The organism is Amycolatopsis sp. NPDC043889 (assembly GCF_056435645.1).
The window spans coordinates 20,404-33,358 of the sequence record NZ_JBWKEC010000004.1 but is presented as its reverse complement, the minus strand read 5'-3'; the positions used below and the strand labels follow the sequence as shown (position 1 = coordinate 33,358).

The 12,955-nt window shown below is 70.0% G+C and carries 12 protein-coding genes and 1 pseudogene; 5 read left to right on the top strand and 8 right to left on the bottom strand.

Going from position 1 to position 12,955, the window contains the following annotated elements; all coding sequences use genetic code 11:
• Nucleotides 1-17: 17 nt before the first annotated feature.
• Nucleotides 18-491 (bottom strand): MarR family transcriptional regulator, encoded by a 474-nt coding sequence (locus tag AC0685_RS10350; protein ID WP_478225260.1) that lies wholly within the window; start codon nt 489-491, stop codon nt 18-20.
• 79 nt (nt 492-570) lie between these two features.
• Between AC0685_RS10350 and moaA the strand changes: the two genes are divergently transcribed.
• The 4 genes from moaA to AC0685_RS10330 all read left to right on the top strand — a co-directional run bounded on the left by moaA (nt 571) and on the right by AC0685_RS10330 (nt 4,019).
• A complete protein-coding gene (gene moaA / locus AC0685_RS10345) occupies nt 571-1,635 on the top strand; it encodes a GTP 3',8-cyclase MoaA (RefSeq protein WP_478225259.1) in 1,065 nt (354 codons plus the stop codon).
• 1 nt (nt 1,636) lies between these two features.
• Nucleotides 1,637-1,891 (top strand): MoaD/ThiS family protein, encoded by a 255-nt coding sequence (locus AC0685_RS10340; protein ID WP_478225258.1) that lies wholly within the window; start codon nt 1,637-1,639, stop codon nt 1,889-1,891.
• A gap of 184 nt (nt 1,892-2,075) precedes the next feature.
• Nucleotides 2,076-2,927 (top strand): phosphatidylinositol-specific phospholipase C/glycerophosphodiester phosphodiesterase family protein, encoded by an 852-nt coding sequence (locus AC0685_RS10335; protein ID WP_478225257.1) that lies wholly within the window; start codon nt 2,076-2,078, stop codon nt 2,925-2,927.
• A gap of 456 nt (nt 2,928-3,383) precedes the next feature.
• The gene (locus tag AC0685_RS10330) at nt 3,384-4,019 is read left to right on the top strand and encodes a transglycosylase family protein (protein WP_340686553.1); all 636 of its coding nucleotides are present in this window, start codon (nt 3,384-3,386) and stop codon (nt 4,017-4,019) included.
• A gap of 137 nt (nt 4,020-4,156) precedes the next feature.
• On the opposite strand, the pseudogene AC0685_RS10325 reads toward AC0685_RS10330, so the two are convergent.
• The 5 genes and pseudogenes from AC0685_RS10325 to AC0685_RS10305 all read right to left on the bottom strand — a co-directional run bounded on the left by AC0685_RS10325 (nt 4,157) and on the right by AC0685_RS10305 (nt 9,089).
• Nucleotides 4,157-5,073 (bottom strand): annotated as a pseudogene (locus tag AC0685_RS10325) (molybdenum cofactor biosynthesis protein MoaE).
• Nucleotides 5,070-5,540, bottom strand: a complete 471-nt coding sequence (gene moaC / locus AC0685_RS10320; protein ID WP_016337573.1) for a cyclic pyranopterin monophosphate synthase MoaC — start codon at nt 5,538-5,540, stop codon at nt 5,070-5,072. The pseudogene AC0685_RS10325 and the gene moaC overlap by 4 nt, the downstream one beginning before the upstream one ends.
• 17 nt (nt 5,541-5,557) lie before the next feature.
• Nucleotides 5,558-7,105 (bottom strand): alpha/beta hydrolase, encoded by a 1,548-nt coding sequence (locus AC0685_RS10315; RefSeq protein ID WP_478225256.1) that lies wholly within the window; start codon nt 7,103-7,105, stop codon nt 5,558-5,560.
• 299 nt (nt 7,106-7,404) lie between these two features.
• On the bottom strand, nt 7,405-8,805 hold the full coding sequence (locus AC0685_RS10310) for an NAD-dependent malic enzyme (protein ID WP_340686551.1): 1,401 nt from the start codon (nt 8,803-8,805) through the stop codon (nt 7,405-7,407).
• A gap of 101 nt (nt 8,806-8,906) precedes the next feature.
• A complete protein-coding gene (locus AC0685_RS10305; RefSeq protein ID WP_007033389.1) occupies nt 8,907-9,089 on the bottom strand; it encodes a hypothetical protein in 183 nt (60 codons plus the stop codon).
• Nucleotides 9,090-9,181: 92 nt separating this feature from the next.
• Between AC0685_RS10305 and AC0685_RS10300 the strand changes: the two genes are divergently transcribed.
• Nucleotides 9,182-11,425, top strand: a complete 2,244-nt coding sequence (locus tag AC0685_RS10300; RefSeq protein ID WP_478225255.1) for a helicase-associated domain-containing protein — start codon at nt 9,182-9,184, stop codon at nt 11,423-11,425.
• Nucleotides 11,426-11,724: 299 nt separating this feature from the next.
• Here the strand turns inward: AC0685_RS10300 and AC0685_RS10295 are convergent, their stop codons facing one another.
• Together AC0685_RS10295 and AC0685_RS10290 are read right to left on the bottom strand one after the other, a co-directional pair.
• Nucleotides 11,725-12,006: a hypothetical protein gene (locus AC0685_RS10295; RefSeq protein WP_478225254.1), complete on the bottom strand. Its 282-nt coding sequence runs from the start codon at nt 12,004-12,006 to the stop codon at nt 11,725-11,727.
• A gap of 358 nt (nt 12,007-12,364) precedes the next feature.
• Nucleotides 12,365-12,952 (bottom strand): DUF742 domain-containing protein, encoded by a 588-nt coding sequence (locus AC0685_RS10290; RefSeq protein ID WP_478225253.1) that lies wholly within the window; start codon nt 12,950-12,952, stop codon nt 12,365-12,367.
• Nucleotides 12,953-12,955: the final 3 nt, after the last annotated feature.

Genomic DNA, 12,955 nt, shown 5'->3' with positions numbered 1-12,955 from the left:
CCGCAGATGCGGAAAAGCTATGGACGCGGAGAATCGCCGGGGAGTTCGTCGCGGAGGCCGTCGAGCACCGCGCTCTGGAATCGCTCCAGCACTTTCCGTTCCTCGGGAGAGAACTGTTCGAGCACCGTCTTCATGTTCGTGTACGCGGATTCGAAGAGCGGCGCGTGCCGCTCCATGGCGCCGGGGACGACCTCGATCAGGACCTTCCGGCGGTCGGCGGTATCACGGACACGGCGGGCGAGACCGGCCTTCTCGAGCCTGTCCATGACGCCGGTCACAGCACCCGTCGACAGTCCGGTCAGTTCGGCGATCCTGCCCGCTGTCAACGGTCCCGGCGCCTGGCCCGCCAGTTCGAGCACCTTGTGATCGGTGGCCGACAGGCCCATCCGCTCGGCGATCCTGGCGTGCCGGAGAACGGTCAGTGTGCTGCTCTCCCTGCCGAGATGGGCGAACCGGGCCAATTCCTCCGCCGAGAGCGGATATTTCGCCATCCGGAAACCCTTCCGATTCTGTGCGAAGAGGGATTGTAGACAGTCGGTTTTCGCCGGCTTCGGGGTTAGTCTGGTGTCAATGACAGCAGTCGATCTCGGGTTTCCCCGTGTCCCCGGTACACGAGGGCGTCCCAGCGTGCCCAGGCCGGACAACCCCGCTCTGATCGACACCTTCGGCCGCGTGGCGACCGACCTGCGGGTGTCGCTCACCGACAAGTGCAATCTGCGCTGCACCTACTGCATGCCCGCCGAAGGGCTCGAATGGATGCCGAGCGCGGACGTGCTGACCGACGACGAGCTCGTGCTCCTGCTCCGGATCGCCGTCGAACGGCTCGGGATCACCGACATCCGGCTCACCGGCGGCGAACCGCTGCTGCGCCAGGGCCTGGAAAAGATCGTCGAGCGGGTCGCGGCACTCGAACCGCGGCCGCGGCTTTCCATGACCACCAACGGAATCGGGCTCGCGAAGCGCGCGAAGTCGCTCGCCGACGCGGGGCTGGACCGGATCAACGTCTCACTGGACACCGTCGACCGCGCGCTGTTCGAGACGATCACGCGTCGCGACCGGCTTTCGCACGTGCTCGCCGGCATGGCCGCGGCGCGGGAGGCCGGGCTGGCCCCGGTGAAGGTCAACGCGGTGCTGATGCGCGGGCTGAACGAGGACCAGGCCGTGCCGCTGCTGAAGTTCTGCCTCGCCGAGGGCTACCACCTGCGCTTCATCGAGCAGATGCCACTGGACGCGCAACACGGCTGGAACCGCGCCGACATGATCACCGCCGAGGAGATCCTCGGCATGCTCCGCGAGGAGTTCACCCTGTCGCCGTTCCCCGCCGCGCGGGGCGGGGCGCCCGCCGAACGCTGGCTGGTCGACGGCGGACCGGGCGACGTCGGCGTGATCGCGTCGGTGACCCGTCCCTTCTGCGGCGCCTGCGAGCGGACCCGGCTGACCGCGGACGGCGCGGTGCGCTCGTGCCTGTTCAGCAACGACGAGACCGACCTACGCGCCCTCGTGCGCGCGGGCGCGCGCGAAGAAGAGGTGGCGGACGCGTGGCGGGCGACCATGTGGGGCAAACTCGCCGGGCACGAGATCAACGAGGCCGGGTTCGCGCAGCCGATCCGGCCGATGAGCGCGATCGGCGGCTGACATGGTGACCATCGTGGTGCGGTACTTCGCCTCGGCCCGCGCGGCCGCCGGCCTCGACGAGGAGAAGGTGACGCTGCCGGACGGCGCCCGCGTCGCCGATGCCGTCGCCCACCTGCGTGAGTTCCACCCGGAGAAGCTGGCGAAGCTGCTCGACGCGGTCTCGTACCTGCTGGACGGTGTCGCCGTGCGGGATCTCACGCGGCCGCTGACCGAGGGCGCCGAACTGGACGTCCTGCCCCCGTTCGCCGGCGGCTGACCTGCCGTTGCCCCGCTGCCCGCGCACGGTGCCTGCCGGGTGTGTCGCGAAAGCCACTTTCGCGACACGATCGCCGGGGCCACATCGCCCCTGACCTGCGTGAACGGCGAAAGTGGTAGCAAAGGTCCCTTGCTCGCCGTCTCGAGTTCACCATCCGGTCGCCGAAGCAGCCGAGGATGCGCCAGTGATCACTCCCCGCCGTATTCTCGCCGCACTGCTCGCCGCGGTCGCCGCCACGAGCCTCGCGACCGCTCCGGCGTCCGCCCACGAACGCGGCGTCCGGCCGCTGGCGCAGGCGCACAGCCACAACGACTACGAACACGCCCGTCCGCTGCACGACGCGCTCGACCGGGGCTTCACCAGTGTCGAAGCCGACATCTTCCTGGTCGACGGGCAGCTCCTGGTCGCGCACGACCTCGCGGACACCCGCCCGGACCGCACCCTGGAGTCGCTCTACCTGGAGCCGCTGCGCGACCGGGTGCTGGCCAACCACGGCGTCGGCGTGTACCGGCAGCGCGCGGAGTTCCAGCTGCTGATCGACGTCAAGGGGGACGCGAACAGCACCTACGCGGCACTCGAGAAGCGCCTCCACAATCCCCGCTACTCCTTCCTCTTCTCTCTGTACGCGTTCGGTCACGTGAAGAAGCGGGCCGTCACCGCGGTGATCTCCGGCGGGCGCCCCAAGGACGTGATGCTCGGGCAGCGGTTCCGGCTCGCCTTCTACGACGGCCGGATCAGGGACGAGAACGACCTCGGCATCGGCTCCGACCCGCGGGTCACGCCGCTCGTCTCGGACTCCTGGAGCGGCCTGTTCACCTGGACCGGTGACGGCCCCTTCCCCGCCGGTGAGCGGGCGAAACTGCACGATCTGGTCAAGCGGGCCCACGCGGCGGGTCAGCGCGTGCGCTTCTGGGCCACGCCGGACGCCGCCGGGCCCGGCCGTGACGCGTTGTGGAAAGAGCTGGTCGCCGCCGGGGTCGACCACCTGAATACGGATGACCTGCCAGGGCTGGCGAACTTCTTGAGGTCTCGCTAAAGTGCGCGGCCCATTCGCGCGCGAAGGCGCACGAATGGGCCAGTCATCCCTTAATCCACGTGATGCAAGCCTCACGATCCGTGAATTATCTCGGTCAGGAAACGGCCAGATAACGGCCCACTGACCTGCATAAACAGTCGAATCGCCATGGGTTGCCTGCTGTTACTGTGATGTAGGTCACGGCTCGAATAATTTCCGATCAGGCCGTTCGTTACGTACCGTCGCTTTTCGGTTGGCCCCGACCGACCACGCAACACCGGGAACCCGTAGCGCCGAGCCCTGTCCAACGGATTCCCGGACCCAACCCCGAGCGAAAGCATTTCCGGACAGGGACGAGGGGACCGAGCCGACGCGTCGTGCGTCAGGCGAAGTCAGCCGGCCTGAGACGGCCGGCCAGGACCCACGGGTCCTTCCCTCAGCACAGACTCGTAGGCGCAGGGAGCGAGATTTATTCACATGTCTTACCGAGGCAAGCACCGCAAGATGTCCGCCGCCACCCGTCACATCGCCCGCGTCGCCATTGCGGGTGTCGCGGTCGGCGCTCCCCTCGCAATCGCCGCGACCCCCGCGTCGGCGACCAACTGGGACGCCATCGCGCAGTGCGAGAGCAGCGGCAACTGGAGCACCAACACCGGTAACGGCTACTACGGTGGTCTGCAGTTCTCGCAGAGCACCTGGCGTGCCTACGGTGGCACCGGCAGCGCGCACAACGCCACGCGTGAGCAGCAGATCGCCGTCGCCGAGCGGGTCCTCCAGGGCCAGGGCATCGGCGCGTGGCCGCACTGTGGCAAGAAGGGCGGCTCCGCCAGCCCCGCCAAGGCCAAGTCGAGCGCCCCGAAGGCCACCAAGAAGGTGACCCCGAAGAAGTCGACCGCTCCGGTCACCAAGCAGCAGGCCCCGGCCCCGGCCGCCGCCAATGTCGCGAACTCGAACCCGGCGGGTGACTACACCGTCGTGGCCGGCGACACGCTGTCGAAGATCGCTTCCAAGTTCAACGTCCAGGGCGGCTACCAGAAGCTGCAGGAGCTGAACAAGGAATACGTGCCGAACGCCGACTTCATCGTCGTCGGCCAGAAGCTCGCCACCAAGTGAGCTCTTGAGCACCGGTAAGTCGTGACGCCCGCGGGATTCCCCGCGCGGCCACGTCACGACTGACAAGGCCCCACCGCGCCATTCCCCCGGCGGTGGGGCTTTGTCGTGTCCGGGGGCGTGCCCTCCGGATCACCCCGCTACGGCGAGTTGACCCACTCGTCGCTGCCGTCGCTGAAGTGCTGGTGTTTCCACACCGGCAGCCGCGCCTTGACCTCGTCGACCAGCTCCGAGCAGGCGGCGAACGCCTGCCCTCGGTGCTCGGCCGCCACGGCGCACGCCAGCGCGACGTCACCGATGGCCAGCGCGCCCAGCCGGTGGCTGACGGCGACCGCCCGCACGCCCTCCCATCTGCCCGAGAGATCCGCGACGACCTCCGCGAGCACGTCGGCGGCGCTGGGGTGTCCTTCGTAGGCGAGCCGGTCCACCGACCGGCCGCCGTCGTGGTCCCGCACGACCCCGCCGAAGGTGACGACGGCACCCGCGGCCACGTCGTCCACCAGGCGGGCGTGCTCTTCGACCGAAAGCGGCTCGTCGACCACCGCGATCCGTGCGACCCGAACGCTCACTGCTGTGCCTCCCGTGGGTGGTCGCCGCCCGTCAGCTGGTCGACGGCGTGGTCGAGGATCCCGTCCAGTACTCCCAGGCCGTCCTTCACCCCGCCACGCGAGCCGGGGAGGTTCACCACCAGGGTCCGGCCCGCGACGCCGGCGACGCCGCGCGAGAGAACGGCCGTGGGCACCTTGGGCAGTCCGGCGGCGCGGATCGCGTCCGCGACGCCGGGGAGTTCGTAGTCGAGGACGGCGCGCGTGACGTCCGGGGTGCGGTCCGTCGGCGAGATGCCGGTGCCGCCGGTCGTCACGATCACCTGCACCCCGGCCGCGACGGCGTCCCGCAGGGCTTCGCCGACGGGTTCCCCGTCCTCGACGACCACAGGCTCCGGCACGTCCCAGCCCCGTGCGGACAGCCAGTCCGTGATGACCGGGCCCGTGGTGTCCTCGTAGACGCCCTTCGCGGCGCGGTTCGACGCCACGATCACCCTCGCGGCCCGGTTCACGGCCGCTCCCAGGTCCCGGTCTTGCCGCCGTCCTTGCGGATCAGGCGGACGTCGTCGAGGGTCGCCGCGGGATCGACGGCCTTGATCATGTCGTGCAGGGTCAGCCCGGCGACGGCGACGGCGGTCAGCGCCTCCATCTCGACGCCGGTCCGGTCGTTCGTCTTCGCGGTCGCGGTGATGTGCACGGCGGTCTCGTCGAGGACGAACTCGACCTTCACCCCGGACAACGCGATCTGGTGGCAGAGCGGGATCAGCTCGGGCACCTTCTTCGCGCCCATGATGCCCGCGATCCGGGCGGTCGCGAGCGCGTCGCCCTTGGGTAGCCCGTCCGTCGCCAGCAGGCCGAGCACCTCGGCCGTGGTGTGCACGGTGCCGCCCGCCAGCGCGGTGCGGGCGGTGGGCGTCTTGCCGGAAACGTCGACCATACGGGCGGCACCCGTATGGTCGACGTGGCTGAGTTCACTCACGCCCAGCAGGCTAGTCCTCAGAACATCCGCTGCTTCGAGCGAACCTCGTCGAGCGCCTTCTCCCGTTCCCGCCGCTGCTCCGGCGTCATCGAAGCGAAGAGCCCGCCCTTGTCCGCGGCGCAGGCCGTGTCGCGCGCGGGGCGCTTGCCTTCCACGAAGAACCGGTTGACGGCGTTGTTGCCGCAAGCGTTCTCGTCGCTCAGCCAGACTCCGTGCCCGCCCTCGTCCACGGTCACGATCCGCGCCCGGTCACCGAGGGCACGGCGCATCTCCTTGGCACCGCTCAGCGGCGTCGCCGGGTCACGCAGGTTCTGCACCATCAGGATGTTCGACGGACCCCGGTCGCCGATCCGTACCGGCGGCTCGATCGGCTCGGACGGCCAGTACGCGCAGGCCCAGATGTTCGCCCCGGCGGCGCCGAACATCGGGTACTTCACCCGGTCCTTCGCGACGTTGCGCTGGTAGGTCGCGACGTCCTCGGGCCAGTCCGCGTCGTTGCAGACCACGTGCAACTGCCCGGCCAGCAGCTGCGCCGGATCGATCTGCTGGGCCTGAGCGGTCTGCTCCACGGTGCCTTCGGTGTCGAGCGCCTGCCACTGCTGCGCCAGCACCGGAAAGGAACTGGTCGCGTAGAGCGCGCCGAAAGTGCCCATGCGGAACGCCGCGCCGTCGACACCGGGGACGGCGCCGCCGTCGAGTTTGGCGACGAGTTCGTAGAACTTCGCCGTCACCTGCTGCGGAGTGCGGCCGAGCCCGTAGCTCGCGTGCCGCGCCGCCGCCCATTTCGCGAAGTCCGGGAAGCGGTCCTCGAACCCCTCCGCCAAACGGCGCGAGGTGACCGGATCGAGCCCGCCGGGGCCGGTCACGCTGTCGATCACGACGCGATCGGTCTGCCGCGGGAACAGCGTCGAATACACGGCGCCGAGGTAGCTGCCGTACGAAACGCCGTAGTACGAGAGCTTCTCCTCGCCGAGGGCTTCCCGGATGCGGTCCATGTCGCGGGCGGTGTTGGCCGTGGTGATGTACGGCAGGTTCGCGGCGGTCGCCGAGGCCCCGCACTGCTTCGCGATGCCCTCCACGTACTTCGCGCGCTCCGCCACCGCCGCCGCGTCACGCGCGTACGGCGGGACGTTGCTCACCTGCTGCTCGGGCTTGAGATCGCAGGTGACCGGCGTGCTGTGACCGATCCCGCGCGGATCGAAGCCGATGATGTCGTACGCGTCGAGCACGCTCGACGGCATGCCCGCCGCGCGCAACCCGGCGGGCATGGTCAGCCCTGGCCCGCCGGGGCCTCCCGGGTTGGTCAGCATGATCCCGCGCCGCTTCGCCGGCTTCGTGCTGGCGAGTTTCGAAACGGCGATGTCGATGGTGTTCCCGCCCGGGTTCCGGTAGTCGAGCGGGACCTTCAAGGTGGCGCACTGCACGCCGGGCGCGGCCACGTCCTCCGGACACGGCCCCCAGCGCACGGACGAAACCGCGGCGGACGCCGTGGCCGGTACGAGTACCGCCATGGTCACCGCCGCGGCCGTGAGTGCCCCGATCCTGCTCAGGACAGAGCGATTCATCCCCAACCCCCGTCATGATCGACTTCTTGGTCGGGGTCGAGCCTATGAGCGGGCCAGGCGCGGAGTCGTCACCCTGAAGTCGGCCACGAGGTCGGCCTCAGTGATGACGAGCACTCCGAATGGAGCAAGGGACCTTTGCTATCACTTCCGGCTACGGGTCTCCCCAAGGGCGCCCCGCGGAGACTTCACCGCCGAGCGCCCTGATTCGGGCCGAAGGCCCACGGAAACACGATGAAGGGGCGCCCTCCGCTCCCACCGTGAGGTGGATGCGGAACCGGCGCCCCTTCGGCGGGTTTTCGTCAGCGCTCGGCAGACTTCGCAGCTTTCGCCGCCTTCTTCACCGCGTCCGCCACCGCGGGGGCGACGGCGTTGTCGAACACGCTCGGCACGATGAACGAAGCGTTCAGCTTGCCGTTGTCCACGACGTCCGCGATGGCGTCGGCGGCCGCGAGGAGCATCGAGTCGTCGATGTGGTGCGCCTGCGCGTCGAGCAGCCCGCGGAAGACGCCGGGGAACGCGAGCACGTTGTTGATCTGGTTCGGGAAGTCGCTGCGGCCGGTGGCGACCACGGCGGCGTGCTTCTGCGCCTCCAGCGGGTCGATCTCCGGGTCCGGGTTCGCCAGCGCGAACACGACGGCGTCGGACTTCATGGTCGCGACCTGCTCGGCCCCGAACAGGTTCGGCGCGGAGACCCCGATGAACACGTCGGCGCCGACGAGCGCCTCGTGCAGCGTGCCCGCCTGCTGCTCCTTGTTCGTGTGCGCGGCGATCCAGGTGAGGTTGTCGTCGAGGTTGCCGCGCGCGGAGTGCACGATGCCGTCGATGTCGGCGGCCACGATGTCGCCCGGGTTCTTGCGCAACAGCAGGCGGATGATCGCCGAGCCCGCCGCGCCGACGCCGCTGACGACGATCTTGCAGTCTTCGATGTTCTTCCCGACCACGCGCAGGGCGTTGCGCAGCGCGGCCACCACGACGATCGCGGTGCCGTGCTGGTCGTCGTGGAACACCGGGATGTCGAGCTGCTCACGCAGGCGCTTCTCGATCTCGAAGCAGCGCGGCGCGGCGATGTCCTCGAGGTTGATGCCCGCGTAGACCGGCGCGAGCGCCTTCGCGATCATGATGATCTCTTCGGTGTCCTGGGTGTCCAGGCAGACCGGCCACGCGTCGACGTCGGCGAACTTCTTGAACAGCGCCGCCTTGCCCTCCATCACCGGCAGCGCGGCGGCCGGGCCGATGTTGCCCAGCCCCAGCACCGCGGAACCGTCGGTGAGCACCGCGACGGTGTTGCGCTTGATGGTCAGGCGGCGCGCGTCCTCGGGGTTCGCCGCGATCGCCTGGCAGACGCGGGCGACACCCGGCGTGTACGCGCGGGAGAGGTCGTCACGGTTGCGGAGCGCGACCTTGGGGCTGACCTCGATCTTGCCGCCGAGGTGGATCAGGAACGTCCGGTCGGAGACCTTGCGCACGCGGACACCCGGCAACGAGTCCAGGGTCTGCGTGATGTCCTGCGCGTGGTTCTCCGACAGGGCGTTGGCGCTGATGTCGACGACGATCGAGTCGGGGTGCGACTCGACGACGTCGAACGCGGTCAGCACGCCGCCGACCCGGCCGACGGCGGTCGTCAGATCACCCGCCGCGGTGGACGACGCGGGGGCCTCCACCCGGACGGTGATCGAATATCCGGGACCGGGAACCGGCATGGCACTACCCCCGCTGAGGAACGCTCGAATAGGTCGATCGAAAACCTACTCCCGTGACGACCGCCACGAACCCTCGCAGGGGGTGACTGACCAGTAACTTTCTACCGGTTGATCTCGGTCTCGGGGTGCACGTAAGGCACGCTCTCGAGCGGGAAGGTCACGTCGCCGAACGGGGACAGCGCGCCCTGCCGATCGGACGCGAGCTCGGTGACGGGGTGCTCCCCGTCTTCACCGGGCCACGTGGGGTCGATGCCCGCGCGCTTCTTGTTATCGCCCTTCGCCACAACGTCCTCCAGAGCATGGTCAAGCGTTCTCGGGGGACAGTCTGCCCGAACGCGGCTGCCGGGCCACCACCCGCCCGGTATCCTGGTCCTCTATGCCCGCGCCCTCCCTGGCGGACTGGCTGCGCCAGGAGTCCGACGACGCTCTCGCGGCACTGCTGCGCACGCGTCGCGACCTGTCGACGCCGCCCCCGTCCGACACCATCGTGCTCGCCACCCGGGCAGGCACGCCGGGCTCCGTCGCGCGCGCCTGCGAAGACCTCGACACCTTCACGCTCGCCGTCCTCGACGCCCTGCTGCTGGCCGGGGCGGACACCGAACCGGTCGCCGCGGCCGAGGTCGCGCGGCTCGTGGGCAAGGAGCTCGGCGAGCCACTGGCGCTGCTGCGCAAGCGGGCACTGGTCTGGGGTGAGGACGACGCGCTGCGCGTCCCGCCGTCGGCCCGTGACGCGCTCGGCCCCTTCCCCGCCGGGCTCGGGTCGTCGTCGCCCTCGCTCGCCGGAGCGGATATCGAGGCCGCGCTCGCGGAGGTCGGCGAGGACGAACGCGCCCTACTGACGACGCTTGCGGCCGGGCCGCCGATCGGCCGGACCCGTGACGCGGCGGCCGACGTCCCGCTGGAGCGGGCACAGAACCCGGTCCAGCGCCTGCTCGCGCGCGGCCTTCTGCTGCGCCGGGACGACCAGACCGTCGAGCTGCCGCGCGAGATCGGGATCGCGCTGCGCGGCGGGTCGGTGTTCGACCCGGCGTCACTGCGCGAACCGGAACTCCCCACACATCCGCATCAGCCGTCCACAGTGGACACGACGGCGGCCGGTGAGGCGATGGAGTTCTTGCGCCAGAACGAAAGCATGCTTCGCGCGTGGTCGGAGACGCCACCGCCGGTGTTGAAGTCCGGCGGTCTCGGGGTCCGCGAGCTCAAGAAGCTCGCCAAGGATCTCGACGTCGACGAGACACGGGTGACCCTGCTCGCGGAGATCGCGGTCGGCGCCGGGCTGGTGGCCGACAGCGAAGCGACCACGCCGGAATGGGTGCCGACGACGCTCACGGATTCGTGGCTCGCGTCGCCGACCGCGCAGCGCTGGATGACGATCGCCCAGGCCTGGCTCGAACTGCCCCGGCTGCCCGGGCTCGCCGGCGGGCGGGACGCGAAGGACAAGCCGATCGCGCCGCTTTCGGAGGACCTGCGCCGTCCGCTGGCACCCACGTCGCGGCGACGGATCCTGCTCGCCCTGGCCGCTCTTCCCGAGGGCGCGGGCGTGAAGAGCACCGACGAACTGGTCGCCGCGCTCGCCTGGCGCGCGCCGCGGCGGGGCGGGCGGCTGCGCGACGAGACCGTGCGCTGGACGATGGCCGAGGGGGCGGCGCTCGGCCTGATCGGGCTCGGCGGCCTCACCACGGCGGCACGGGCGCTGCTGGCCGAAGACAGGCCCGGAGCGGTCGAGGCGATGATCGACGCGCTGCCGCGTCCGGTGGACCACGTCCTCGTCCAGGCCGACCTGACCGTGGTCGCGCCCGGGCCGCTGGAGGCCGAACTCGCCGCCGAGATGACCGCCGTCGCCGACATCGAATCGGCCGGGCACGCGACCGTCTACCGGATCACCGAGACGTCCGTGCGGCGCGCGCTCGACACCGGGCGGACCGCGGGAGAGCTGCACCAGCTGTTCTCGACACGGTCGGCGACGCCGGTGCCGCAATCGCTGAGCTACCTGATCGACGACGTCGCCCGGCGGCACGGGCGGCTGCGCGGCGGGGCCGCCGAGTCGTTCCTTCGGTGCGACGACGCGTCGCTGCTCGCCGAGGTGATGGGCAGCCCCGTCGCGACCGAGTACGGCTTGCGGATGATCGCGCCGACGGTGCTCATCAGCGCGTACCCGCTCGCTGAAGTCCTCGACGCGCTCCGCGCCGCCGGGTTCGCCCCGGCCGCCGAAGGGCCCGACGGACGCGTCATGGACATCAGGCCGTCTGGACGTCGCCTGCCCGCGAAGGCGCGTGCCGCGCGTCGTGCGCCTGGCGAGCCTGCCGGGCTGACCGACGAGCAGGTCGGCAAGATCGTCGCGCACGTCCGGGCCGGCGACGCGGCTTCGGCACGCCGCCGGGGCGAGACGGTGCGCGCGCCGCAGGGTGGCGGCGCCGGGGACACGTCCGCGACGCTGGCGCTGCTGTCCCAGGCGACCATCGAGCGCCGTGAGGTGTGGATCGGGTTCGTCGACTCACGCGGGACGGCGAGCCAGCGGGTGGTCCGGCCGCTGCGAGTCGGCGGCGGGGTCCTCGAAGGGACCGACAACGAGCGCTACCCGCTGCACCGGATCACGTCGGCCGCCCTCGTCGAAGACTGACCACACCGCGCGTTTAGTCCTCTGAATGCGTGACGGCTGGTCTTCGGTCCTGGACGCTTGATGTCCCCAACCCGCTGCACCAGAGCGCATTTAGAGGACGAAATGCGGGCAGGGGGCACCGGCGTCCCGATCCCGACCGGATGCAGCGCGGACCGGATGGCGGCATGAGCCTCCGCGCCGTGCTTTACGGCGATGACTGATCTACACTGTGTTCGGAGCGTGACGTCGCGGACGTCAGGCGAGTCGCAAGGCCAGGTGCACCCGGGGCAGACCGGGACCCTGGCCTTACGCGTGTCCGCTCAACAATTCGTCTCGACGGCTATCTCGTACACGAGGTCCTCGATCAACCGCCGATAGCCGGGGCGCCCGTCCTTCCTGGCCCTGATCGCTCCGGCGACCATGTCCGCAGCCCAGAGCAGCGGTTCGTCCTTGCCTCTCTCGTGAGCGACACGGAACGCGGTGCCCTTGGGCAGATCGAATCTGGCACCCTTGACCGTCTCGACATCTCGGACGTCCAGCGTGGCCGTGCGTGATTCGAGCACGAGCGTCTCCACGTCGAACGCGGCGAGTTCGAGCACCAAGCGCCGAAGGCAACGGGCACGAGCACGTTCCTGTCGTCGACGGGGTACCGGGGAGCCGACCGCGACGAGGTGAAATCCGTCGAGATCGGCGATGGTCTTTGACGGCGGCCTCTTGTTCCGCCGGATCCATCTCGTTCCAGTGGAGTTTCGGGATACGCCGCCGGCCTCGAAGCTCCGACATGACAGTACGGACCTCGTCGTGTACAGCTCGGTCGAAGACAGCCGCGGCAAGTACGGAGAACCCGTCGACGTCGGATTCCTTGAAGGATTCGTCACCGAACGCACGGATCGGGAACCGGCCCCTTGATGACATCGCGTGATCTTACGTCACGTCATGCAACCACGGGTTGGCTGCGGGTCAGAGGGCGCGAAGGCCCTGAAGTACCCGCTCCATGAAAGCCCGCGAAGAAGAGTCGCCGAGGATCAGCTCCGTCTGGTGGATCAGCACCAGCCCGGCGTCCGCCATGTCGCCCACGAGCACCTTCACCACGCCCAGCGGCAGCCGCAGATGCGCGGCGATCTCCGCGATCGACCGGGTGTCCAGGCAGAGGTCGCAGATCTGGCGGTGCTCGGGAGTCCGCACGCCGCGGTACCGGCGGCCGTCCTCGCTGGTCGACACCAGCGCCTCCAGCGCCAGGTCGTGCGCGGTGCGGGTGCGCCCGCCGGTGCGGGTGTAGGGCCGGACCCGGGAGCCCGAAGTCGGCAGATAGACCGAAGCGGGTGCGACGTCAGCGGGCGTGGGACGCGGCCGCGACTGACGGATCGGCGAAGGCATCGACGGAGGCGCGGGAGGCGGCTCCGTCGGCACGGCCGGGCGCCGCGGCATCACCGTGCTGATCGAGCTCAGCTCGAAGCGGCTCGGCGAATCGAAGGCTTCGCGTTCGGTGCCCTGGTAGAGGGAGTCCCAGCCGGACGGTTCCGGTTCGGTGAATCCGGTGATCTTCATCGG